The organism is Thiothrix litoralis (assembly GCF_017901135.1).
Lineage (GTDB): Bacteria > Pseudomonadota > Gammaproteobacteria > Thiotrichales > Thiotrichaceae > Thiothrix > Thiothrix litoralis.
On record NZ_CP072801.1, the window covers coordinates 1345894 to 1370142 of the forward strand.

The 24249-nt window shown below is 53.8% G+C and carries 30 protein-coding genes; 13 read left to right on the top strand and 17 right to left on the bottom strand.

Features of this window, described 5'->3' with window-relative positions; translation table 11 throughout:
• The first annotated feature begins 69 nt into the window (after positions 1-69).
• On the top strand, positions 70-714 hold the full coding sequence (locus J9253_RS06440; protein ID WP_210223829.1) for an SH3 domain-containing protein: 645 nt from the start codon (positions 70-72) through the stop codon (positions 712-714).
• Between the two features lie 60 nt (positions 715-774).
• Here J9253_RS06440 and J9253_RS06445 read toward each other — a convergent pair whose 3' ends face one another.
• Both J9253_RS06445 and J9253_RS06450 read right to left on the bottom strand, forming a co-directional pair.
• Positions 775-951, bottom strand: coding sequence for a hypothetical protein (locus tag J9253_RS06445; RefSeq protein ID WP_210223830.1), 177 nt, complete (start codon positions 949-951; stop codon positions 775-777).
• Complete coding sequence (locus J9253_RS06450) at positions 951-2189, bottom strand: glutamate-5-semialdehyde dehydrogenase (protein WP_210224552.1); 1239 nt, start codon at positions 2187-2189, stop codon at positions 951-953. Before J9253_RS06450 ends, J9253_RS06445 begins: the two co-directional genes overlap by 1 nt.
• 196 nt (positions 2190-2385) lie before the next feature.
• Here J9253_RS06450 and rsxA point away from each other — a divergent pair, with 196 nt between their 5' ends.
• Genes rsxA through J9253_RS06495 form a run of 9 tightly spaced genes read left to right on the top strand, consistent with a single transcriptional unit; the run spans position 2386 to position 8963 of the window.
• Positions 2386-2967: an electron transport complex subunit RsxA gene (gene rsxA, locus J9253_RS06455; RefSeq protein ID WP_028488067.1), complete on the top strand. Its 582-nt coding sequence runs from the start codon at positions 2386-2388 to the stop codon at positions 2965-2967.
• Complete coding sequence (gene rsxB / locus J9253_RS06460; RefSeq protein ID WP_210223831.1) at positions 2967-3521, top strand: electron transport complex subunit RsxB; 555 nt, start codon at positions 2967-2969, stop codon at positions 3519-3521. The genes rsxA and rsxB overlap by 1 nt, the downstream gene beginning before the upstream one ends.
• Positions 3518-5089, top strand: a complete 1572-nt coding sequence (rsxC, locus tag J9253_RS06465; protein WP_210223832.1) for an electron transport complex subunit RsxC — start codon at positions 3518-3520, stop codon at positions 5087-5089. Before rsxB ends, rsxC begins: the two co-directional genes overlap by 4 nt.
• Complete coding sequence (rsxD, locus tag J9253_RS06470; protein WP_210223833.1) at positions 5086-6117, top strand: electron transport complex subunit RsxD; 1032 nt, start codon at positions 5086-5088, stop codon at positions 6115-6117. The genes rsxC and rsxD overlap by 4 nt, the downstream gene beginning before the upstream one ends.
• Positions 6114-6761 carry an electron transport complex subunit RsxG gene (gene rsxG / locus J9253_RS06475; protein WP_210223834.1) on the top strand — a complete coding sequence of 216 codons (648 nt, stop codon included), beginning with the start codon at positions 6114-6116 and terminating at the stop codon, positions 6759-6761. Before rsxD ends, rsxG begins: the two co-directional genes overlap by 4 nt.
• Positions 6758-7450 carry an electron transport complex subunit E gene (locus J9253_RS06480; RefSeq protein ID WP_210223835.1) on the top strand — a complete coding sequence of 231 codons (693 nt, stop codon included), beginning with the start codon at positions 6758-6760 and terminating at the stop codon, positions 7448-7450. Before rsxG ends, J9253_RS06480 begins: the two co-directional genes overlap by 4 nt.
• A complete protein-coding gene (gene nth, locus J9253_RS06485; RefSeq protein ID WP_210223836.1) occupies positions 7447-8079 on the top strand; it encodes an endonuclease III in 633 nt (210 codons plus the stop codon). The genes J9253_RS06480 and nth overlap by 4 nt, the downstream gene beginning before the upstream one ends.
• On the top strand, positions 8079-8498 hold the full coding sequence (locus J9253_RS06490; RefSeq protein ID WP_210223837.1) for a DUF1841 family protein: 420 nt from the start codon (positions 8079-8081) through the stop codon (positions 8496-8498). The genes nth and J9253_RS06490 overlap by 1 nt, the downstream gene beginning before the upstream one ends.
• 9 nt (positions 8499-8507) lie before the next feature.
• Positions 8508-8963: an outer membrane lipoprotein gene (locus tag J9253_RS06495; RefSeq protein ID WP_210223838.1), complete on the top strand. Its 456-nt coding sequence runs from the start codon at positions 8508-8510 to the stop codon at positions 8961-8963.
• Between the two features lie 69 nt (positions 8964-9032).
• On the opposite strand, the gene J9253_RS06500 is transcribed toward J9253_RS06495, so the two are convergent.
• Both J9253_RS06500 and J9253_RS06505 read right to left on the bottom strand, forming a co-directional pair.
• Positions 9033-9341, bottom strand: coding sequence for a hypothetical protein (locus J9253_RS06500; RefSeq protein WP_210223839.1), 309 nt, complete (start codon positions 9339-9341; stop codon positions 9033-9035).
• Between the two features lie 301 nt (positions 9342-9642).
• Positions 9643-9990, bottom strand: coding sequence for a hypothetical protein (locus J9253_RS06505; protein ID WP_210223840.1), 348 nt, complete (start codon positions 9988-9990; stop codon positions 9643-9645).
• 225 nt (positions 9991-10215) lie between these two features.
• Here J9253_RS06505 and J9253_RS06510 point away from each other — a divergent pair, with 225 nt between their 5' ends.
• Genes J9253_RS06510 through J9253_RS06520 form a run of 3 tightly spaced genes read left to right on the top strand, consistent with a single transcriptional unit; the run spans position 10216 to position 12594 of the window.
• On the top strand, positions 10216-11007 hold the full coding sequence (locus tag J9253_RS06510) for an inositol monophosphatase family protein (protein WP_210223841.1): 792 nt from the start codon (positions 10216-10218) through the stop codon (positions 11005-11007).
• A gap of 37 nt (positions 11008-11044) precedes the next feature.
• Complete coding sequence (locus J9253_RS06515) at positions 11045-11794, top strand: hypothetical protein (protein ID WP_210223842.1); 750 nt, start codon at positions 11045-11047, stop codon at positions 11792-11794.
• Positions 11795-11829: 35 nt separating this feature from the next.
• Entirely contained in the window at positions 11830-12594 is a 765-nt protein-coding gene (locus J9253_RS06520; RefSeq protein WP_210223843.1) for a sulfite exporter TauE/SafE family protein, read from the top strand.
• Here J9253_RS06520 and recB read toward each other — a convergent pair.
• The 13 genes from recB to nrdR form a co-directional block, all read right to left on the bottom strand.
• Positions 12579-16190: an exodeoxyribonuclease V subunit beta gene (recB, locus tag J9253_RS06525; protein WP_210223844.1), complete on the bottom strand. Its 3612-nt coding sequence runs from the start codon at positions 16188-16190 to the stop codon at positions 12579-12581. The genes J9253_RS06520 and recB overlap by 16 nt on opposite strands.
• Before the next feature lie 209 nt (positions 16191-16399).
• On the bottom strand, positions 16400-16543 hold the full coding sequence (locus J9253_RS06530; protein WP_210223845.1) for a hypothetical protein: 144 nt from the start codon (positions 16541-16543) through the stop codon (positions 16400-16402).
• Positions 16544-16611: 68 nt separating this feature from the next.
• Entirely contained in the window at positions 16612-18123 is a 1512-nt protein-coding gene (tnpC, locus tag J9253_RS06535) for an IS66 family transposase (protein ID WP_228291520.1), read from the bottom strand.
• Between the two features lie 3 nt (positions 18124-18126).
• Complete coding sequence (locus J9253_RS06540) at positions 18127-18528, bottom strand: hypothetical protein (RefSeq protein WP_210223846.1); 402 nt, start codon at positions 18526-18528, stop codon at positions 18127-18129.
• Positions 18529-18539: 11 nt separating this feature from the next.
• A complete protein-coding gene (locus J9253_RS06545; RefSeq protein ID WP_210223847.1) occupies positions 18540-19019 on the bottom strand; it encodes a DUF3368 domain-containing protein in 480 nt (159 codons plus the stop codon).
• A complete protein-coding gene (locus tag J9253_RS06550) occupies positions 19016-19354 on the bottom strand; it encodes a UPF0175 family protein (RefSeq protein ID WP_210223848.1) in 339 nt (112 codons plus the stop codon). The genes J9253_RS06545 and J9253_RS06550 overlap by 4 nt, the downstream gene beginning before the upstream one ends.
• A 237-nt stretch (positions 19355-19591) precedes the next feature.
• Complete coding sequence (locus J9253_RS06555) at positions 19592-19762, bottom strand: hypothetical protein (protein ID WP_210223849.1); 171 nt, start codon at positions 19760-19762, stop codon at positions 19592-19594.
• A 105-nt stretch (positions 19763-19867) separates the two neighbouring features.
• Positions 19868-20347 (bottom strand): transcription antitermination factor NusB, encoded by a 480-nt coding sequence (gene nusB, locus J9253_RS06560; protein ID WP_210223850.1) that lies wholly within the window; start codon positions 20345-20347, stop codon positions 19868-19870.
• Between the two features lies 1 nt (position 20348).
• Positions 20349-20831: a 6,7-dimethyl-8-ribityllumazine synthase gene (ribH, locus tag J9253_RS06565; protein WP_028488045.1), complete on the bottom strand. Its 483-nt coding sequence runs from the start codon at positions 20829-20831 to the stop codon at positions 20349-20351.
• Between the two features lie 59 nt (positions 20832-20890).
• On the bottom strand, positions 20891-21997 hold the full coding sequence (ribB, locus tag J9253_RS06570) for a 3,4-dihydroxy-2-butanone-4-phosphate synthase (RefSeq protein WP_028488044.1): 1107 nt from the start codon (positions 21995-21997) through the stop codon (positions 20891-20893).
• A 6-nt stretch (positions 21998-22003) separates the two neighbouring features.
• Entirely contained in the window at positions 22004-22666 is a 663-nt protein-coding gene (locus J9253_RS06575; protein ID WP_028488043.1) for a riboflavin synthase, read from the bottom strand.
• Positions 22667-22672: 6 nt separating this feature from the next.
• Positions 22673-23788: a bifunctional diaminohydroxyphosphoribosylaminopyrimidine deaminase/5-amino-6-(5-phosphoribosylamino)uracil reductase RibD gene (ribD, locus tag J9253_RS06580; RefSeq protein ID WP_228291521.1), complete on the bottom strand. Its 1116-nt coding sequence runs from the start codon at positions 23786-23788 to the stop codon at positions 22673-22675.
• A complete protein-coding gene (gene nrdR / locus J9253_RS06585; protein WP_028488041.1) occupies positions 23785-24243 on the bottom strand; it encodes a transcriptional regulator NrdR in 459 nt (152 codons plus the stop codon). The genes ribD and nrdR overlap by 4 nt, the downstream gene beginning before the upstream one ends.
• Positions 24244-24249: the final 6 nt, after the last annotated feature.

A 24249-nucleotide genomic window follows, 5' to 3' on the forward strand; every position in this document is an offset into this window, starting at 1 on the left:
AATCGTCAATATTTAAGTGTCATGCCTGACTAACAGTCAGGCAACCATAGATAACTCAAGGAACAAACCATGAAAGCGTTTTCATTCTTCCCGGCGATGGCCTTGGCATTGACCCTGAGCCTCTCCAGCGTACAAGCAGCAACTGATGTGTATGTCGTAAGCGACGTGCCATCAGGAGACTTCCTGAATATGCGTACTGGCGCAGGTGTCAGCAATGCCATTACCGGCAGAATCCCGTCCAACGGCCAAGGCGTCGTTACCACGGGTGAAGAAAAAAAGGTCGGCAGCACTGTGTGGGCGAAAGTGTATTGGAACGGCGTAGGTGGTTGGGTCAGCAAGCGCTACCTGCTACCGGCAAATCAAGCCAGCAAAGCACCGGCGGCAGTCGTGCCACCCGTGAAAGCGCCCACCACCAACGTACTGGTTTGCACAGGCACAGAACCCTTCTGGCGCATTGATGTTAGCGATGCCACCCTGAAGGTCAATATGTCAGATGGCCCGCAGTACACCGTACCCGTAACCTTCCGCCAAACATCAGCGAATAACACCACCATCGCCGTGATTGGCGGCGCAACCGGCACCAACAATACCCAAGCATTCATGCAAAAAGTAGACAGTTGCAGCGATGGCATGTCGGAGGTGAAATACCCTTACAGCATCACCGCCGTGTTGAATAACAAGCAGGTGGTATCGGGTTGCTGTAAGGTGCAGTAGCAGAGAGATTGTCGGGCTTCAGCCCGACATTTTAAGGCATGTGGGTAATCTTCAAACTCATCAGAACAACTTGTTGAGCTTCTTACTCGTCAACCACAGTAATAAGGGCTGATCCGGCAAACTCTCAAACCTATATTGGCGGTAAAACGCCGCTGCCTTATTATGCTTGGCATCTACCACCACAGCCACCATGCCAATTTCCTTGGCTAGCTTGTGGCAACGTTGTAAAGCATCCATCACACCCGAATATGCCCATCCCCCAACACCACATACTTCTGCGAAGTCAGCCCTTCCAGACCAACCGGCCCCCGCGCATGAATCTTGTCGGTGCTAATCCCAATCTCCGCACCCAACCCATACTCAAAGCCATCGGCAAAGCGCGTGGATGCATTCACCATCACCGAACTCGAATCCACTTGCCGCAGGAATGCCCGCGCCCGCGTGTAATTCTCGGTAATAATCGCATCGGTATGCTGCGAGCTGTAAGTATTGATGTGCGTAATCGCCGCCGCCATATCTGCCACCACCCGAATCGCCAAAATCGGCGCAAGGTATTCCGTGCTCCAATCTTCCTCGGTCGCAGGCACACAAGCAGGCAACAGCGCACGGGTTTGCTCACAACCACGCAATTCCACCCCTTTGGCGGCGTATTCTTCCGCGAGGGCAGGCAATACTTGCGCCGCCACACCTTCCGCTACCAGCAAGGTTTCCATCGCATTGCACACGCCGTAACGGTGCGTTTTGGCATTCACCGCAATCTTCACCGCTTTATCCAGATCAGCCTGATCATCAATGTACACATGACAAATGCCATCCAAGTGCTTGATAACCGGAATACGGGATTCAGCACTGACTCGCTCGATCAAACTTTTACCACCACGCGGCACGATCACATCGACGTATTGCGCCATGCGTAACAACTCGCCCACCGCTGCCCGATCGGTGGTTTCCACCACTTGCACACACGCCGCAGGCAAACCCGCCGCTTCCAGCCCGGCACGCACACACGCTGCAATCGCCTGATTGGAATGGATAGCTTCCGAACCACCGCGCAAAATCGTCGCATTGCCCGACTTCAGGCACAGCACCGCCGCATCCACCGTCACATTCGGGCGTGATTCGTAAATGATACCGACCACACCCAAGGGCACACGCATTTTACCCACCTGAATCCCGGACGGACGATAGCTTAGGTCAGTAATCGTGCCAATCGGGTCAGCCAGTGTCGCCACTTGGCGCACGCCTTCTGCCATGCCTGCCAGCGTTTTATCGCTCAGGGTCAGGCGATCCAACATCGCCGCATCCAGCCCTTTTTCACGACCGGCGGCCAAGTCCTTAGCATTCTCGGCTTTCAGCCAGTCAGCACGCTCCAGTATTACCTCAGCAATACGCAGCAATGCATTGTTTTTAATGCTAGTATCAGTATTTGCCAAGACTTGCGCAGCCTGCTTTGCTTGCTGACCAATGCCCTGCATGTAGGTGGCAATAGTATTGATAGTGTCCAAACCAAAATCCTCACGGTATGCAATGGGGAAATGGTAACACGAAAATACTGCTACGATCTTTCTGACAATTATCATGGGCACAGGCTTTGCTGTAGGTTATAACACCCAAATATGGCAAAATGCGCCGCTCAGTTATTCACTGGAAATACTCCCAAAGCCTTATCTTATGACAGACTACTTACTGATTATTGTTGGCACGGTGTGGGTCAATAACTTTGTCCTTTCACATTTCCTCGGTCTATGCCCATTCATGGGGGTGTCGCGCAAGCTCGAAACCGCGATGGGCATGGGGCTGGCGACGACGTTTGTCCTCACCCTGTCAGCGGTTGCCAGCTACTTGGTTAATACGTGGTTATTGGAACCCTTCCACCTCGAATACTTGCGGACTGTCAGCTTTATTCTGGTGATTGCTGCGATTGTGGGCTTTACCGAAATGGTCATCCGCAAAACCAGCCCGGTGTTATATAACGTGCTCGGCATCTACCTGCCGCTGATTACCACCAATTGCGCGGTACTCGGCGTGGCGCTACTGAATGTGCAGGAAACCCACGGTTTCATCGAATCCGGCCTGTACGGCATGGGCGCTGCCCTCGGGTTCACCTTGGTACTGGTGTTGTTTGCCGGTATCCGTGAACGCATCAATGTGGGTGACGTACCCGGTATTTTCCAAGGTAACGCGATTGGCCTGATCACAGCCGGGCTAATGGCACTGGCCTTCATGGGCTTTTCTGGATTGGTGAAAAACTGATGATTGCAGCACTGCTTATTATTGGTGGCCTCGCCGCCATCTTTGGCGTACTGCTCGGCTACGCCGCTATCCGCTTCAAGGTCGAAGGCGACCCGATTGCCGACAAAGTAGACGCTATCCTGCCGCAAACCCAATGCGGGCAATGCGGCTTCCCCGGTTGCCGCCCTTATGCCGAAGCCATCGCCAAAGGTGAAGCCGACATCAACCATTGCCCACCCGGCGGCGAAAACACCATCAAGGCACTCGCCGAATTACTCGGCGTCGAAGCCAAACCTTTGAACGACGAAAACGGCGAACATTCCAGCGTTCCATTGGTCGCCATCATCGACGAAAACACCTGCATCGGCTGCACCTTGTGCATCCAAGCCTGCCCGGTGGATGCGATTGTTGGTTCAGCCAAGCACATGCACACCATCATTGCCGCTGAATGCACCGGCTGCAAACTGTGCCTGCCCCCCTGCCCGGTGGATTGCATTGACATGGTTCCCGTCAAGGTCGAACCTGCTTCCTGGAAATGGCCTTACCCCGTGTTTAATTTGAAGGTGGTTTCATGATCCAGACCTTACGCAAACTCTGGCGCAATCCCGGTGGCCTGCACCTCGATTACCACAAGGAAATCTCCAACACCAAGCCCGTGGTACATGTTCCGCTGGCGGATGAGCTCATCATTCCCCTGCAACAGCACACCGGCTACAAGCCCACGCTGACCGTCGCCGTGGGTGATTACGTCTACAAAGGGCAAGAAATCGCCTCGCACACCGGCTTCATGAAAGTGCCGGTACACGCCAGCACCTCCGGCACGATTACCGCGATTGAAGAACGCCCGATTGCGCACCCTTCCGGCCTCAGTGACCTGTGCGTGGTGCTCAAACCCGATGGCAAGGACGACTGGGGCAATACACGCCTGTCTCCCTACCCTGACTACACCCAAGTCGATGGCGAAACTTTGCGCCTGCGTATCTGTGCCGCCGGTATCGTTGGCATGGGCGGCGCGGTATTCCCCTCCGCCATCAAGCTCAATGTACACGACAACATCCCCATCGAAACACTGGTGATCAACGGCGCAGAATGCGAACCCTACATCACCTGTGACGACATGCTGATGCGCGAACAGCCGGAAGAAATCCTGCGCGGCGTGCAAATCATGATGCACATCATCAATACCCAACACGCGCTGATCGGGATCGAAGACAACAAACCCGAAGCCATAGCCACCATGCAAGCCGCTGTTGCCAGCCTTGGCGAGCGCCGCATTGAGATTGCTGCCATTCCCACCCTTTACCCCAGTGGCAGCGAAAAACAGCTCATCAAAATCCTCACTGGCAAGGAAGTACCCAGTGGCGGCAGACCCGCCCAAGTCGGCATCGTCTGCCACAACCCGGCCACTGCCCGCGCCATTTACCGTGCCGTCGTCTTGGGCGAACCCTTGATTGACCGTTACCTGACCGTCACCGGCAAGGGTGTGGCTGAGCCTTGCAACCTCGAAGTGCCCTTGGGAACGCCGGTTCAACACCTGATTGAACAAGCCGGGGGTTACACCGCTGCGGCCAAACGGCTGGCAATGGGAGGGCCCATGATGGGCATTTCCCTGCAAAGCGACCAGATTCCGGCGGTCAAAGCCACCAACTGCATTCTGGTCAGCGATGTCGCCGAGACGGAACAGCAAACCGCCCTACCCTGTATCCGCTGCGGACGTTGCGCCGAAAGTTGCCCCGCCAGCCTGCTGCCGCAACAACTTTACTGGTATGCCCGCTCCCGCGATTTCGACAAAGCGGAACAATACCACCTGTTTGACTGCATCGAATGCGGCTGCTGCGCTTACGTTTGCCCCAGCCACATCAAGCTGGTGGACTATTACCGTTTTGCCAAAGCCGAAATCCGCAGCCAACGCGAAGCCAAGGCCAAGGCCGACCTTGCCCGCGAACGCCACGAATTCCATCTGGAACGCATCGAACGCGCCAAGCGTGAAAAAGCCGAAAAACTGGCAAAACACAAAGAACAGGCCAAAACCAATACCGATGACGGCAAAAAAGCCGCCATACAAGCCGCCTTGGAACGTGCCAAGGCCAAAAAAGCCGACGCAGCGGCTGCCCAAACCGCTAACGGGGAAACCTCGGCATGATGTTCAACAAACGCACTTCCCCTTACGTGACTGGCAAACAGGATGTCAGCGTGATCATGCGCCAAGTGCTCTACGCACTGGTTCCCGGCACTTTAGTGCTGATCTGGTACTTTGGCTGGGGCATGATCAGCAACCTGCTGCTGGCGATTGTGTTCGCCGAACTGCTGGAATGGGGCATGTTGACACTGCGCCAGCGCCCGGTTCGACCCTTCCTGAGTGATTACAGCGCGGTGGTAACGGCATGGCTGTTGGCAGTGGCGATGCCTGCGTTCGCGCCGTGGTGGCTGATTGCGTTGGCGATGGTGTTTGCCGTCGTGATTGCCAAGCATTTGTACGGGGGATTGGGTTATAACCCGTTCAACCCTGCCATGATCGGCTATGCGGCCATGCTGGTGTCCTACCCGGTGCAAATGACCATTTGGCCTGCTCCATTGGATTTCAGTTTCGCGCATATTGGTTTAGGGCAAGCCGTGCAGCAGGTGTTCGCGGGTGGTTCGCAAAGCTGGGATGCCCTGACTGCCGCCACTCCACTGGATGCGGTCAAGGTGAATCTGGGGCTGCATAAAACCCTGAACGAGATTTATGCCAATGGGCAGTTTGGGCTGTTGGCAGGCCAAGCCTGGCAATGGGTCAGTGTGGCATGGTTACTGGGCGGTTTATGGTTGCTCTGGCAACGCATTATCAGTTGGCATATTCCGGTAGCCTTGTTGGGGTCGCTGACGCTGATGGCGGGCATTTTCTGGATGATCAACCCGCAAGTGTACTCTTCGCCATTGTTCCATTTGTTTAGCGGCGCAGCCATGCTGGGGGCATTTTTTATTGCCACTGACCCGGTTTCTGCGAGCACTACGCCGTTGGGCAAGCTGTATTATGCGGGCGGAATTGGTGCGTTTACCTACATTATCCGCACTTGGGGTGGCTACCCGGATGCAGTGGCCTTCTCGGTCATCATGCTGAATATGGCCGTTCCTTTAATCGACTACTACACCCAGCCACGCGTATACGGCACCAAGAGGCAGCAAGGATGAGCGACAAACGCTTGAAAGACATTCTCCAGTCGGGGGCTTTCCTTGCTGGATTTGCCCTATTGGGAGCACTGGCGTTGGCTTTTGTCCATGACTTAACTTTACCAAAAGTGGAAGCCAATGAACGTGCCTCCACCTTGAAACAATTGAATGTGTTAGTGCCTGCCTCGTCTTACAACAATGACTTGCTGGCAAACACCCTGACCTTACCAGCTGCCAATTTCGGCAGTGCTGAAGATGTGGTGGTTTATCGCGCCAGCAAGCAAGGCGTACCCGTTGCAGCACTATTCATTGTGACAGCACCGGATGGCTACAGCGGTAAGATACGCATGGTCGTCGGCATCAAGGCCGATCAGACACTTGCAGGCGTGCGGGTGTTGTCGCACAAAGAAACCCCCGGACTGGGCGATAAAGTTGATGCAGAGAAAAATAGCTGGATTCTAGGCTTTGCCAACAAGTCGCTGCAAAATCCAACGCTCGAAGGCTGGGCAGTGCGTAAAGATGGCGGCGAATTCGACCAGTTCACTGGCGCTACCATCACACCCCGCGCCGTCGTCAAAGCAGTCAAACGCACCCTTGAATGGTCACAACAACATTTTGACAGCCTGTTCACCCCCCATGCGACTTCCCAAGGAGCACAGCCATGAATGCGACTTACCGCGAACTGACCCTTGCTGGCCTGTGGAACAATAACCCCGGCTTGGTACAACTGCTGGGCTTATGCCCGTTGATGGCGGTCACTACCAACGTTGTCAATGGCTTGGGGCTAGGGCTGGCCACCTTGCTGGCACTGGTAGCGTCCAATTTCGCCATTTCATTGGTGCGGGATTATATCCGGGCAGAGATCCGCATCCCCGCTTTCGTGTTGATCATTGCGGGCAATGTCACTCTGATTGAAATGCTGATCCACGCTTACTTTCCCGAACTGTACGCCATTCTCGGTATTTTCATCCCGCTGATTGTGACCAACTGCATCGTGATTGGGCGTTCCGAAGCCTATGCTTCGAAAAATCCGCCCTTACACGCCGGGTACGACAGCCTGATGATGGGTATCGGTTTCATGCTGGTGCTGATGGTGCTGGGCGGGCTGCGTGAACTGGTGGGCAATGGCACGCTGTTTGCGCAAGCCCACCTGATGTTTGGTGAGGCCGCACGCGGAATGACCATCAGTTTGGGTACTGACTTCAAGGGCATATTGCTGGCTGCTCTGCCCCCCGGTGCCTTCATCGGTTTGGGCTGTCTGGTCGCGCTGAAAAATTATATCGACAAGCGCATGGCGCAAACCGCCAAAGCCAGCCAGCCCATTACCCGCCAACCACTCGGTGAAGCCGCATGAACCCAGCCAAGCGGGCGGAAATGTTCCGCCGCTGGCGCGAAGCCAACCCTAACCCCACCACTGAGCTGGAATACCACAGCGTCTTTGAATTGCTGATTGCGGTGATCCTCTCAGCACAAGCCACCGACAAGGGTGTCAACAAAGCCACCGCATACCTGTTCCCCGTCGCCAATACCCCGGGAGCCATCTATGCGCTGGGTGAAGAAGGTCTGAAGGATTACATCAAGACCATCGGCCTGTTCAACAGCAAAGCCAAAAACATCATGGCAACCTGCCGCATCCTGATCGACAAACATCATTCAGAAGTACCACAACAGCGCGAGGCGCTCGAAGCCTTACCTGGTGTCGGGCGCAAAACCGCCAATGTTGTCCTCAATACAGCATTCCACCAGCCGACGATGGCAGTGGATACGCATATTTTCCGGGTGGCCAATCGCACTGGCCTTGCCCCCGGCAAAAACGTGCTCGCGGTCGAAAAGGGCTTGCTCAAGCACATCCCCAAGGAATACCTGCTGGATGCCCATCATTGGCTTATCCTGCACGGGCGTTATACTTGTGTGGCACGTACCCCCAAATGCGGGCAGTGCATCATCGCTGACCTGTGTGATTTCAAGGAGAAAACCTGCTGATGTTTGGCAACGACCGTGACAGTATGCGCCGCTATTACCTGCAATGCTGGCAGAAATTCCAGCAAAAGCAGCCGATGGATGCGCTGGAACAGCAAGTTGCCAGCGTCATTGCTGAACACCCGGAATACCACGCCTTGCTGGAACGCACTGACAGCGCCCTGCAACGCGACTACCTACCCGAAAACGCTGAAACCAACCCGTTCTTGCACATGGGCTTGCATCTCGGTATCCGTGAACAGGTAGCCACTAACCGCCCGACGGGAATTCGCGAACTTTACCAACAATTAGTGATCCAATACGGCCATAACGACGCTGAACACCGCATGATGGACTGTCTGGCAGAAAGCATCTGGCTTGCCCAGCGCAACCAGACAGCACCGGATGAGGCAGCGTATCTTGAGTGCTTAAAAAAACGATGAGGAAATACAATGAAATTGGGCTTTTATATGGGGATGCTGTTGTTCCCACTGGCATTGGGTGCTTGTTCGATTATGCCATCCAGCAACACTTACACCACCGCGCAGGCAGGCACCTTGCAGGAGGTCAAATTCGGCACGGTCGTCGGTTTGCGCAATGTCATGATCCGCGAAGACAATGCTGAAACCGGCAAAGTCGCAGGCGGCGTAATCGGTGGCGTTGCAGGCAACGATTTAGGCGAAGGGAAAGGGCAAATTATCGGTAGCGTTGCCGGAGCTGTCATTGGTGGCACAGTCGGCATTGCACTTGACCGCAGTATTCAATCCAAACAGGGGGTTGAAATTACCGTAAAGCTGGAAGATAACCGCACAGTCGCTATTGCTCAATTAGCAGATGAACATTTTACGATCGGCGAACAAGTTAAAATATTAACCAGCCAAGACGGCAAAGCACGCATTACCCATTAAACAGGTAGGTTAAAAAAGTAGGGGCGTAGCTTTATACCCCCCTACTCAAGAACACTTCTCATATCACGCTTAGTCCATAGCCACAATAACATTGCTACTGCTAACAGTACGCAAATCGAATGTCCGGGAACGGCTGACACTACCATCACGGAACATTACATCCGCACGATAAAGACCGGGCGTTAACTCAATATTGGCTGAGTGACGGCTCAGGGAGGTTTCCCAAATAGACTGACCATGATCCAGACGGTATACGTTCCAAGTCACCGGCTTCATGGCTGGGCCATTATTCAAGGTAGCCATCAGCAATACTTTTGACAAGGGGGTATCTGCACCTGCCACGGCATTAATCGGCGCACTAATAGATTGCGCTGACATCAGTGATAAAAAAATAAGCGATAAGACTGCAAACCCTTTCCGAACTGTATTCTTTGTCATTTTATGTACCTCATTACTGTATTTATGATTAGGTAACATCGACTTGTTACGCTCTTATAAGAGTAATTTACTGCTGAAAAAATACAATTCGATTTTTTTTCTGACTTAAATAAAAAAACTATTGGAACTTTTTTACTAACCGATGCCAAGCGACTTTCATTGAGTAAATGAGGAGCACGCGAACCCCTCAAAAGCGCTCTGAATAGCCTTGAGATTGATAGATAATTAACCTACCTCATCTTCAATCCATCGCCACAATGACATTACTGCTGCTAACGGTGCGCAAATCAAATGTCCGGGAACGGCTAACACTGCCATCATTGAAGGTAACATCCGCACGATAAACACCAGGCGCTAATTGGATATTGGCTGAATGACGCCCCAAAGAGGTTGCCAGGGTAGATTTGTCATTTTCTAAACGGTATATCTTCCAAGTAAGCGGGCGCATCGCCGGGCCACTATTCAAGGTTGCCATCAACAATACCTTTGATAAAGCGGCATCAGCCATCGCATTGGGCTGTCCAACCATTAAAGATACGAAAACCAACGATACAATCGCTAATTTTTTATAGACTGCTTTGCTTATCATCTTATATGTCTCCTTGCTGTACTTATGATTAGGTAACTTTCCCTGCTACACCCTAATGAGCATAATTTGCTCTCACAAAAACGCCATTCGATTTTTTTTCTGATACGAATAGAAAAAACTGTTTTACTTTCTTTCCCTGACGCCCTGACGTAACACCGTGCAGAAACACAGGTGCATGTGCTATCCTGACGCCCCGTAATATTGCCCAATACCCGGAGTTTGTTGATGCACCCGATGCTCAGAAAAGCCATAGAAGCCGCCCGCGAAGCAGGTGAATCGATCCGTCACCACGCCAACAAAGTGCACAAGCTCGATGTTGAAAACAAAGCCCACAATGATTTTGTCAGCAACGTGGATCGAGAAGCCGAGCAAATCATCGTGCGCTTGCTGCAACGTGCTTACCCCGACCATGCCTTTCTGGGTGAAGAAAGTGGCAAACATGGCCCCGACAGTGATTACGAGTGGATCATTGACCCGCTGGATGGCACGACCAACTTCCTCTACGGCATCCCCCAGTATTCCGTGTCGATTGCCCTGAAGCACAACGGCAGGCTGTTGGTCGGCGTGGTATACGACCCGCTGCGTGATGAAACCTTCGCGGCGGCGCGGGGTGAAGGTGCTACCCTGAATGGTCGCCGCATCCGCGTGTCCGAACGTACCTCCATGCAAAGCGCCCTGCTGGGCACGGGCATCCCGTTCCGCGCCAACCAGAACCTCGACCTTTATTTGCAAACCCTCAAAGCCTTGCTGCCCGATACCGCAGGCGTGCGCCGCCCCGGTTCCGCCGCGCTGGATTTGGCCTATGTCGCCAGCGGTCGCTTTGATGGCTTCTGGGAATTCGGCCTGAATGAATGGGACATTGCCGCCGGTGTATTGCTGGTGCAAGAAGCCGGTGGCCTGATCGGCGACATGAAAGGCGACAACACCTTCCTGAAAACCGGCGATGTCGTTGCGGCCAATCCCAAGGTCTTCAAAGAAATGATCAAACGCCTGCACCCGATCATGGCTAAGCGTTAATCCCCACAAGCATCCCCTGATGGACTAAAATCAGGGGATGAAACTACCAAGCGCCACTCCCTTCGTTTACTACCTGATCAGCGGGCTTGCCCTGTTGTGCTTACACGGCTGTGACAAACCTAATGAAACACCGCCCCCACCTCAAGCCGAACCTGTGATTATCCCGCAAGCTGACCGTCTAAAACCCGGTTCCGCATCAATGGATACAGCTATCCCCGTGACCACCACGACTGCCGTAGAAACGCAGCCATCCCCACCCGCCACTACGGAGCCGGATGTCATGCCAAGCACAACTAAATGGGACACACTCGATAAGCCCAATACCTTAAAAATCCCTAACCTTACCCAGCAAAGCCTGCCGGGCAGCAACCTATCCCTGCGTTTTCTGGCAACAGGTGAAAGTTTCTACACTGAAATCAAGCTTGCTAATGGCATTTTCAGTTACACCTATTTTGAAGACACCACAGGGCGTTGTAAGCAATGGATAAAAAGCAGCCCTTGCTGGGAAAAAAGTGATTTAAAAACCATCAGCATGGCTTTACCCAATGCAGACCTTGATAATCTGCACGCGGTTGTCAAAAATAGTGGCGTTTTAGCACTCAAGCGTGAAACCTTTGGTGGTGCAAAAACCGGGCAACGCTATTACACTCAACGGCTGGAAGTCAGTATCGACGGCAAGCAAAAGCAACTGGTCTACCAAAGTTTTCCGGGAGCCAGTAAAAAACCGGAAGCCTTTGCCATCTTGGAAACCGCGCTGCTCGAATATGCCCGTGACTTACCGCATTAACCCCAAGCCTTTGCGCCCCCTTTAAAGGAATCACCATGCACGACTGGATGGCCTATTTACTCGCGGCATTCGCAGCCTTAGCCGCTGGCGCGATTAACGCCCTCGCCGGTGGCGGCACACTGATTACTTTCCCAACCTTAATTGCCTTGGGCATTCCCCCGGTCGCAGCCAATATCACCAGCACGGTAGCGCTCTGCCCCGGTTATTTCGGCGCAACCCTCGCGCAACTCGGCGACATCCGCAGCCAATCACAGCGTTTGTGGCTGGTATTACCCGCAGCCGTCGTCGGCGGCGTGCTGGGTGGCATCTTGCTGCTGAATACCAATGAAAAGGTTTTCCAGTCACTCGTGCCTTTTTTGATTCTCTCCGCCTCGCTGTTGCTGGCAGTACAAGCGCCCTTACGTGGCTGGCTTAACCACCGTTTGCAGGCACACAGCGCCCAAGGTATCCCCACTGTCTGGGTCATCCCCTTAATCCTACTGGCGGCGGTGTATGGCGGTTATTTCGGCGCGGGCTTGAGTGTCATTGTGCTCGCAGCACTGGCGCTGATTCTGGATGATTCCCTGACGCGCCTGAATGCCCTGAAACAAGCAGTAGCGTTTGGGGTGAATGTCGCCACGGCAGTCTTTTTCCTGTTCTCGGGCAAAGTGGTCTGGTCACTCGCCTTCGTCATGGCTATCGGCGCACTCATCGGCGGCGTGCTCGGCGGTAAACTCGCTGGCAGCATCAACCCCGCCACCTTGCGCTGGCTGGTTGTCAGTATCGGCATACTGGTCGCTGTGGTTTACTGGATTAAATGATCCAGCGCCTCGATCAGGCGAGCATCCGGCTTATGGAAAAACACCCCGGAACCCGCCTGATCCGGCATCATGCCACGCAAGAACAGGTACAACGCCCCGCCGACCTGCACATCCCAATCATATCCCGCCACCCGCTGCCGTAAATAACGGTGCAAGGCCAGACAGTAAATCAGGTATTGCAGGTAGTAATGGTGTTCCGCCATCGCCTGCTCCATCGTTGCATGGGTGTAATCCGCCGGGGTTGCGCCCAAATCATTGGACTTGTAATCCACCACGAAATACTGCCCATCAGCCGCAAACACCAGGTCAATAAAGCCCTTCATATAACCCGTCAACTCGGTGAATTTCAACCTGTCGATAGCCGCATGGATAGCTTCCCACTCAGGCGGCAAATGCTGGTGCAATAACGCCTGCAACGGTTTCAACCGCAAGCGCTCCACCGGGAAATAGAACTCCAGCTCATCCAAACGCTGCCCTTTGGTGAGACCAGCCAAACGGATGACGGCTGCGCCGTTACCCCCCATCCCTAGCCCTTCCCCCCCAAGGGGTAAAAGGAGCAAAGGCGTGTTGAGGGTGTTTTCCAGCAATACTTCGGCTGCGGTCAGCCAGCGTTCTGGCAAGCCGTGTCGCGTCAACGCAGGCAATAGCACTTTATCCTGCTGTTCGACCAAGGGCTGAGTGAAATCCAGCTCTTCCAGCATCTTGTGCAGGCAACTGCCTGCCTTCGTCCCGCGTGGAAACGCCGTGTTCCGCTCGCTGAGCGTAGTCGAAGCGAATGTAGCCGACGCGAAGGCCAGCGTATCGTAATCCGGGCGCTCATCTTCCTTGCCCGAGGATAACCCGCTAAAACTGCCGACCTTGGGCACGGGGGTATAACGCGGCTGGTAACGCCGGATAGCCGTTTGCACGTCCCCGGTTTCAGGCTGGTAGGTCATCAGATCGTCATCAACAGGTATCACCTCGTGACTGATGCGCCCCTCAGATGCAGCGACGATGCGCTCCAGTTGCTGGTGCATCAAGGTTTGACGTTCCGGGGCTTGCATCCCCTCCTTGCGTAATTTGCCGAGAATGTCGTGCCCCTGCGTCAGCTTGCCAAACAGCAACCAGCCCAGTGCCGAGTAATAGTCGAACTGCTTGATTTGCCCACTGACCAAGGCAATAGTGCAATGGTATTTGGCGCGGGTCAGTGCCACGTACAACAGCCGCAGGTTTTCAGCCTGTTCAGCCTCGCGGAAACGCTGGCGGGCAGCCTCACTGGCCAGCGTTTCCGCTTGCAGGCGCGACATGCCTTCTCCGCTATCGGCATCATACCAACTGAACCAAGTGTTGGTTTTCGCATGGGCATCGCGTTCCAGCCACAAATACGGGCAGTAAACGATACCGTATTCCAGCCCCTTGCTTTTGTGGATGGTGGTGATTTGCACCAGATTCTCGTCGCTTTCCAAGCGCAATTCATGCGCTTCGTCTTTTTCAGCCGCTTCCGCCTTTTGCTGTAACCAGCGGATCAGCGCGTGCATCCCGTGGCCTTGCAAACGGCTTTCGGTATGCACCAGTTCCGCAAGGTGCAACAGGTTGGTGAGGCGGCGTTCGCCATCCGCCAACCCCAGCAAACGGGCGTAATGACCGCGTTGCAGCATCCACTGGCGAAACATGGGCATGAAGCCCTGCGAGTGCCAGGTTTTGTGCCAGCGGTGAAAGGCTTCCAGCTCGGCTTCCAACTCCGCCGGTTCTTCATCCAGCGCTAGCAAACGTTGGGCAGTAAACCCAAACAACTCGGTGACCAGCGCTTGTTTCAAGGCAGTTTCGTTACCCGGTTCGGCAATCGCCCGCAATACCGCACGGAATTCGCTGGCTTCGCGGGTACTAAAAATGCTGTCGCGGGATTTCTGCACACTGGCAATGCCGCGTGCCAGCAATGCCTGTTTGACCTGTTCGCCCTGCTGATTTTCGCGCACCAGAACGGCGATGTCGCTGCTCATCACCGAGCGATTGCCGATACGGGCGTTGCCTGCGCGGGCAGCATTCAGCAAGCGGGCAATGTCGTTGGCAACTGCCGAGGCAATGCCTTCCAGCACCACGGGTTTGTTAACGCCGTCTTCGAGTGAATCCCAATCCCACAGACGTACTGCCGCGAGGGCTGGCTCCGCCACCAAATCATCCTGATCTTTACCCGCTTCCACCGCTTCGTAGCTGATGTCGCTGCGGAACGGCTGGTCGGATTGCGCAAACAAGTGGTTGAGCGCCGCGAGCAAGTCCGGGTGGGAGCGGAAATTGTGTTTCAGGGTATGGTGATGGCTGGTAGCTTTAGCCGCTTTCAAATAGGTGTAAATATCCGCACCCCGGAAGCCGTAAATCGCTTGCTTGGGGTCGCCGACGTAAAACACCGGCTGTGCTAGCTGGTCACGGTAAAGGCGCTCGAAAATCTCGTACTGGATCGGGTCAGTATCCTGAAATTCATCAATCAAGGCCGCCTGATATTTCGTCGCCAGCCGGGGCGCAAGCTCAGGATGCCGCGCCAGCGCTTCCCGCAAATGCAGCAGCAAATCGTCGAAGGTGAGGATGCCAAGTTGCTGCTTGCGGATCGGCAATTCATGACGCAGATGATGCAGCAATTTCAGACGGATATTTTCCAGCGCCAACGGCAACAGCTCCTGTAAGGGCTGCTGCAACACCAGCAATTGCTCCAGTGCGTCAAAAAAGGCATGGGCTGGGGTCTGTTTACCCTTATTGGTTTTCTGTTGCAGGTAAGGCGTGGTCAGCCGTTCCAGAACACTTTCCGCACCTTTGGGCATCACTTTGTTGGCAAACAAGGTATCTAAGGTGGCAAACCACTCGGGCAGTTTGTCGGCTTTATAGCTTTGACCGTTTAACACTTTGGCCTGCAAGGCATTCAACAACAACTCGCGAATAGTCTCGCCAGCGTCATGCCACCAAGCGGCACAAACCTCGACTTGCGCCAGAAATGCGCTGTTGCAGGCACTGAAGGTTTCCACGGTGACTTCAGCAATGTCTTCGTGCAAATAGGGCTTGCCGATGAAATCACGTACTGTTGCCAGCAAGCTATCCGGGGTCAGATTGCCTTTTTGCAATAGCATCAGGTGCAGCGGGTCAGGCTTGAGAAAGTATTGATACCAGAATTTGTCGGTCAATTCGGTGAGCAGGTTATCTTCATTCGTCACCAGTTCGCTTTCAAACGGCAGGCGTGCTTCAAAGGCATTTTCCGATAGCACCCGCTTGCAGAAACCGTGGATGGTGAACACGGCTGCTTCATCAAAACTGACCAACGCCAGTTGTAGACGCTGAATACAGTCCTGCGATGAGGCGGTTTCGGTGAGCAATTCGGCGTAGGTTTCGTCGTGCGGGCGGTTTTCCAGATAGGCCAGCGCATCGGCCAAGCGCTTGCGGATACGGTCGCGCAACTCTGCGGTCGCCGCGTCGGTGTAAGTCACCACCAGAATTTTGTCGACGGGCAAGCCATACACCGCTACTAGACGCAGGTATAACCAGGAAATTGTCCAAGTCTTGCCCGTCCCGGCGCTGGCTTCGATCAGATTGGTTCCCGCTAGCGGGACAGCTTTAGCATCAAGGGTTTGCATGGATTTACTAAAAATTTCTCATTGTGTGTCAACCGAACCTGAGCTTAATCGTTATACATACTGAACTCAAAGCCCAAGAGTGTCCCCAAAATAGTACATGAATAAAAATTCACAGCCCTTAATGCCTTGACCCTCCTGCCCCGGAGGGTTTTTCATTGGTGGATACGTCAGCACCACTGCATGTCAACTATTTCAAACCCCGACCCGCCTCATGAGTAGCGGGCAAGTTCAGTTTCTACTTGGGCAAGACGGGCGGTGGTGGCGTTGATGTCGCGTTCGAGGCGCATCTGGCGCTTGGGGTCGTCGGCGAAGGTGAGTTCTTCCTGCTGGCGGGTGAGGAGTTCGTGCAACAAGGCGCGGCGTTTTTCCAGGGATTCGCGTTTTTGTTGAAGAAAATGTAACTGTTCACGGAGCAGCCCCCTTAAGCGGCAATAAGTCCAGTCACCGGATTCAATACTCGCGGAGGGGGAATAGGCAAACGCACCGTCACCGGCTTTTTAGCCAATGCCTGCTGACACGCTTGGCGGATAATTCGGTAAGCGCTGATACCTAGGCGTTTGCAGGTTTCCACGATAGTCAGTATTAACGGGCGGAATTGATCACCTCGGAAAGATTGGCTAAAAAAGCTGGTCTTACGCCAGATGACATAGGGGCGGATAGCCCGTTCGGCAGCATTGTTGGTCAGAGGAACACCGGAATGACGCAAAAATGTCCATAACATCAGGTCATCATCCCGTAAGCGTTGGCACTGGTTGGCGGTTTTAGTCGGCTTATCAGGATGTTGTGCTTGACGTAAGCCGCTACCTGCTACCAATGTCTGGCGGAAGGCTTCGCGGAGTTTATCCATGCGTTGCCGGTACAACCTGTCCGAGTAAGCACCTGCGAGCTTGCGGTTATGCAAGTGGACAATCAGGCGTGCCAGACGCAGCAAACGCTTCCCTAAGATGCCTGCACGCCCGTAACGTTGTGCTATTTTTTTGAACTTACGGATAATGTGCGCCCAGCACAGTTGCCGTCGTTCATTGGGGTGGTGATTATAGCCGCCGTGCTGGTCGGTCACGAGTACGCCATTGAATTTTCCCAGCAATTCGTCCGCTGCACCTTTGCCGCGTGAGTAATGCGTCATGAAGTACACCACCTGTGGCGAACACATCACCCATAACCATTCACGTTCGCGCCCACGGTAGTGACTGGTTTCATCCGCGTTTACCACCGGGCTGCTACGCACCGCATCACCCGCCTGAGCATATAAGGGTGCTAACCAACGGCTGACGGGGGCAGTAGCCTCACTGATCGCACCGCTACTGAAGGATAACTGCCATTGTTCTTCCAGCAGTAACTGGATTTGCCGCGTGGACAGGCGGCACGCCCCGTTCATCAGGGTGATCCAACTGATCAAGCCAGCACCCATCTGCCCGCTGGGGATGTCTTCGGGTAACTCGGCTACCTGACGTTTCCCGCAGCAACTACACGTACCCGCATACAGGCGGTGTTCCGTTACTTGATAAGCAACTTCCGGTAGGTCAAATACCTGATGACGCTGGCTCGGCGTGGTTTCCAGCACCAGATGACCACCACAACGGCAACAGCCTTCGGGATAGTAATGCTGGATAGCATCCAGGCGTGATTCCTCCACCAAGGCGCGTTCATGTTTGCTGTGTCCTGGCTGACCGCCGCGTTTTAACGGGCTTTTCGGTTTGCGCTCGCGTTGGGCGCGTTGTTCGGGCGTGTCACGTGACGGGGGGTTAGAGGAGGTGGCGGAGGAGTCATTCAGGCGTTCTTTCAGTTCTGTCAGTTCCGCTTCCAGTTGTTTTACCCGTGCCTGCAACGCAACCACCAACGTCAGCAGATCACGGTTAAGCTGCTGAGAAGCTGCCAAATCGGTTGGCAACGCAATATCAGTAAAATCGGTGGTGATCGTTAGCTCGTTCATCTTTCAAGCATAGCTCAGACTCTGGCAGTTGCAAGCCCGTGAACAGTTACGAAGAAAATCCCCTCCAGCCTCTCTTTTGCAAAGGAGGGAAGAGGCTGAAGCAGCTTGAGGGAGATTTTCTCCCCGCAGCAGGGCAGCGATGTCTTTTGCCAGATCAATCAGGCATTTTTCAAAACCGGGTTCGCCGGGGTTAAGCGGATAGGTACGTTTGCTGTTGGCCTCTTGCCACCAGAAGCGGGAGCCGAGGAATTGGGTGAGAGCCTTGCTGGCGAAGCGGTTGTCTTTCCAGATGCGGTCGGGTTTGGCGCGGCCTGCGTACTGGTTGATGCGCTGTTCGAGCTGCGGGGCGAAGGTGTCTACCCAGTGTTTGTCGACGTGGGCGTAGCTGAGGAAGAGATCAGGCATTGATATCCTCCTTATTCAAGCAAACGACGTTTTAAATCGACGCTTAAACGGAATTCTACGTTTTCCAGAGCGTCCAAAATTTCAGGCATTTCTGTAGAAGTAATCTCGCCCTGTTTTTTAAGCGCTCCCAAAATGCCTACTAATCCGGTAATTTTCAACCCCATCAAACTTGCCATCTTACGCCCCGCTTTATCGTCAATAAGCAAGGGTAACTTGAGTTGATCAGCAAGCAGTATAGCTTCTGACTCACCGGGATCAATCTGCAACAACAGTACAGACAAACGTTGGTCGGCTGGCAATATGACTAAACGCACGAACCCAGATTGTTGCATGGTAAACCACACAGAATCACTGGTTTCCCCCCTACCCACTTCCTCCGCAACCATTGATGGAACAATGATATGGGTAAACAATTTCCCCAACAGGTTAAAACGCCCTATGTTGAGAAGCGTAATCAGCGGAGAACTGTCAGCAACAATCAATTCCTTCATACGGGATCAGCTTGCAAAAGGAAGTCAATTTCTGCTGATACCTCATCAGCCGGATAATCAATCATTGGCAAACCCATGCTGGAGAGTACATGACGTAGCTCTCGCTTCTCCATATGTACCAGTTCTGCCATTTTCCCCAAAGAAATATCACCGTTGCGCCATGCTTGTAAGGCGGTTGCTTTGGTCAAACCAATTTGCAGGTTTTCATCCGTCAATGGAATGGCAACACCAATCGGCTTACCGTGTTTAGTGATGAAAACGTATTCGTTTTGTTCTAGCGAACGCGTCAGGCTGGCTGGATTATTCCGCAGTTCGCGGATGGCAATGGCGTGCATGGCTTGATACCTCTGTACTACGTTATGCAGGTACATTGCATCTTAGCAGATTTTATAGAACTTTGTGGTTTCAGAATGGGCATAAAACAATCACCACAATATTCCTTCATGAATTGCAACCCTATGAGACATAACCGTTAGCTGCTGAATGCCATGTTTAATTGACTAAACCCGCTCTAACCTCCCCCTTTGAAAAAGGGGGATGGAGGGGGATTTTCTTCTCGGTATGCTTTCGCTTCAATACACCTGCCGTGCAAACAGCTTTTCCAACCGATGCTGCCAGCGCTGCATCCGCTCTTCGCGCGGCATTTCCGGGGCACACCCGCAGGCACGCCGCGAACGTACACCCTGCCGGAACAGCAGGGAGAGTTTGTTATCGTGGTTAATGGTTTCTGTTTTAAGGCTCATGTTGCGCCACACTCCTGTTTATCGTTTATTTAAATGCCGTGATAAGCATAACGCGCAGATGTGCAGAAAATGTGTAGAGCCGATGGAAGGTTTTTGCAGTGCCGCTTATTTGCGATTGGCTTGGGACTCAAAAGGGCGGATCTCGGTTGCCACCTTATCCAGCACGCCATTGATAAACTTGTGTGCCTGTTCCGCGCCATACTTTTTCGCCAGATTGACGTACTCGTTCACCACCACCTTGTAAGGTGTTTCGAGGTGATTGAGCAATTCACAGGTCGCTACCCGCAAAACAGCGTGTTCAATCGGGTCAACTTGTGCCAAGGAACGGTCAAGATGCGGAGAAATGCGGGCTTCTAGTTCTGCGCCCCCTTCAATCGCGCAACGTAGCAACTTGTGGAAAAAAGCCGTGTCAGACTTGCGGAAATCCGCTGCCAGCTCCAGCTCTTCCTGAAAATACAGGTAAATTTCCTGAAAACTGTTGCCCGTAATCAACCACTGGTAAGCCCCTTGCATGGCCAGCCGCCGCGAAACGCGACGACGGGCAATCAGTTGCTGGGACTCCGAAAGGGGTTTGTGTCCTGCCATGTTATGCTGTTTTCCTGATCTTACGTAACAAGGACACCATTTCCAGTGCTGACAAAGCGGCTTCTGCGCCTTTGTTGCCTGCTTTAGTGCCTGCCCGTTCGATGGATTGTTCGATGGTATCGGTCGTCAAAACGCCGAAAATAACGGGCAGTTCATGGCTCAAGCCCACTTGTGCCAGACCTTTGGAGGCTTCGCCTGCCACGAAGTCGAAATGCGGCGTGCTGCCACGAATCACTGCACCCAGTGCAATAATGGCATCGTAATCACCATTGGCCGCCATCGCTTGTGCCACCAGTGGCAACTCATAAGCGCCCGGAACGCGCACCACGTCGATGTCTTCCTCTTTCACGCCGCCATGACGTTTGAGGGCATCAATCGCGCCTGACAGCAGGCTTTCGACGATAAAACCATTGAAACGCGCAACGACGATGCCGTATTTGGCTTCCTGTGGGGCAAAATCACCTTCGATGACATTGAAGCTCATTGAACCATCCTAAACTCAATTTTAAAGAACAATCACGTAACCCTGGGGTAAGGAGTTACTTAATCCTGAATATAATCAACAATTTCCAGACCAAAACCGGCAATGCCATGCAAACGCCGTGGAGCACTCATCACAAGCATCCGGTGGACACCGAGGTCAGAGAGGATTTGCGCCCCGATCCCGTAGGTTTTTAATTCAGCCGGAGAAGAACGAGTATTGTCCTGTACAACTGGTTGAGATTCAAACCCTTTCAAGCGATTTAACACATCTTGTGGCTGAATAGGCTCGCGCAGGATGACAATAACGCCTTTGCCTTCTTCCTGAATACGCTGCATCACCCCGCGTAACGGCCAACCGCAGCCCGGTTCGGTCAAGGCCAACAGGTCACATAATTCATTTTCCAAATGCACCCGCACCATCACGGTATCATCAGCGCCGATTTCGCCCTTGACCAATGCCAGATGAATATCTTGCTTAGCCAATTCCTTATAAGCCACCAGATGGAAAGGGCCGTATTCGGTTTGCACTTCTTTTTCAAACACGCGCTCGATGCTTTTTTCGTGCTGTACCCGATAACGGATCAGGTCTTCGATACTGCCCATTTTCAGGCCGTGCTTTTCGGCGAAAATTTCCAGATCGGGGCGGCGAGCCATCGTGCCATCTTCGTTGAGGATTTCCACAATCGTCGCCGCAGGCTCGAAACCTGCCAAACGCGCATAATCACAACCGGCTTCGGTATGGCCTGCGCGAGTCAGCACCCCACCTGGCTGCGCCATCAGCGGGAAAATATGCCCCGGCTGCTCAATGTCGGCAGGCAAGGCATTCGGCGCAACAGCAGTGCGGATGGTGTGGGCACGGTCGTAAGCTGAAATGCCGGTGGTGACACCTTCCGCCGCTTCAATCGAAATGGTGAAGTTGGTGCTGTGTGCTTCATCCGTCCCGGAAATCATCAGCGGCAAATTCAACTGTTTGCAGCGTTCACGGGTCAGGGTCAGGCACACCAGACCACGCCCTTCCTTGGCCATGAAGTTGATGTCTTCCGGGCGTGTCAGGGAGGCCACCATCAACAGGTCGCCTTCGTTTTCGCGGTCTTCGTCGTCAACGATAACGACCATTTTGCCTTCTGCGAGGTCTTTAAGAATCTCTTCTGTGGTGTTGAATTGCATGGTTTCTCACTTCATAAAGCCGTGTTCGGCGAGGAATGCTTCAGTAATACCGCCACCCGTGGTCGGATATGCAGCTTTGTCGCCCAGCAGCAGGCGCTCAAGGTAACGGGCAATGACATCGACCTCCAGATTCACCTTCGTGCCGCTGCGGTAGTCGGCGATGATGGTTTCCTCCAGCGTGTGCGGGACGATATTGAGTTCAAAGGTGCTGCCATCGACCTTGTTGACGGTGAGGCTGGTGCCATCGACCGTGATCGAGCCTTTCGCCGAAATGTATTTGGCGAGGCTATCCGGGGCGCGGATGCTGAAACGCACCGAACGCGCATCGTCGTGACGGCTGATGATTTCACCCAAACCATCGACGTGACCGCTGACCAAATGTCCACCGAGACGGGTTTGCAGGGTCAGGGCTTTTTCCAGATTCACTTTCGAGCCACGTGACAGATTGCCAAGGCTGGTCAGGGATAAGGTTTCGCGGGAAACGTCAGCGCTGAAACTGCTGCTATCAAAGGCAATCGCCGTCAAACACACACCATTCACCGCAATGCTGTCGCCGAGGGCAACATCACTCATGTCCAATTTGCCGGTCGCAAGGGTCAAGCGCATGTCGCCGCCTTTGGGCTGCATGTCGCGGATCGTGCCAATGGATTCGATAATGCCGGTAAACATCCGTTTTTAACCTCTGGTTTGCAGGCTGGCAATAATACGCCAATCTTGCCCTACTGCGCGAATATCACGAATTTCCAACGGAATGCGCTCACTCATCTGCGCAATATGTGGCAAATTGAACAAGGCGCGGGCGCTGGAACCCATCAGGTGCGGGGCAAGGTAAATCACCAACTCGTCAGCAAAACCCTGTTCGACCAGCGCACCGCCGAGGGTTGCCCCCGCTTCGACGTGAACTTCGCTAATGCCATCCTCCACCAAAGCAGTCATGACGTCGGACAGTTGCAACGTGTTGCCGGAAAAATGCCGGACTTTTGCCCCGGCTTTTTCCAGTTGCGCTATTTTTTGCACATCAGCGCTACAGGTGTACAGGAGAATGTCACCCGGTAAGGTGAGCATGGCAGCGTTCAAGGGGAATTGTAACGCAGAGTCGAGCACTACCCGTGTAGGCTGGCGCACTTCACCGCTAATCCCCAGTTCATCGGCACTCAGGCGCACGTTGAGCAAAGGGTTATCCGCCAGCACTGTGCCGATACCTGTGAGGATTGCGCCTGCTTGCGCCCGTAGTAATTGCACATCCCGCCGCGCAGCTTCACCCGTGATCCACACGCTTTCGCCGGATTCCATCGCGGTACGTCCGTCAAGGCTCATCGCCATTTTCAGGCGGATGTAGGGGCGGTTGCGTTCCATGCGCGAAATGAAACCGGGGTTGAGGGCGCGTGCTTCACTTTCCAGCAATCCCGCCGCGGTGGTAATGCCAGCCTGTTGCAGCATCTGTAAACCTTTGCCAGCCACCAGCGGGTTGGGGTCAACCATTGCGGCAACAACCCGCGCCACACCTGCTTGCACCAAAGCATTGGCACACGGCGGCGTGCGCCCGTAATGGGAACAGGGTTCGAGGGTTACATAAGCAGCAGCTCCGCGAGCGGCTTCACCCGCCATGCGTAAGGCGTGGACTTCGGCGTGTGGTTCACCGACACGTTCGTGCCAGCCTTCGCCGACGATTTGCCCATCACGCACGATCACACAACCCACGCGTGGGTTAGGTTGGGTCGTGTAAAGCCCGCGTCGCGCCAGTTGCAGCGCCCGTGCCATGTAACGGTGGTCGTCGGGGGTAAAATTCATGCCTGATCATTTTCCAGATGTTCGATCATGCTGCGGAATTCTTCAATATCGTCAAAACGCCGGTAAACGGAAGCGAAACGAATGTAGGCAACTTCATCTAATCGGCGTAACTCATGCATCACCAGCTCGCCAATCATGGAGGATGGCACTTCGCGTTCGCCGCTAATCAGGATGGTTTTGCGAATATGGCTGAGAGCGGCCTCGATACTTTCAATGGATACCGGGCGTTTTTCCAGCGCACGCATAATGCCGCCACGCAATTTGTCGTCGTTAAACGGTTCGCGGGCGGCATTGGATTTGATCACACGTGGCAGAGTCAACTCCGCCACTTCATAGGTGGTAAAGCGCTCATCGCATACCACGCAACGGCGACGACGGCGCACTTGATCGCCTTCGTTCGCCAAGCGGGAATCGACTACCCGCGTGTCATCGGCACCGCAAAAAGGGCATCGCATGACGCC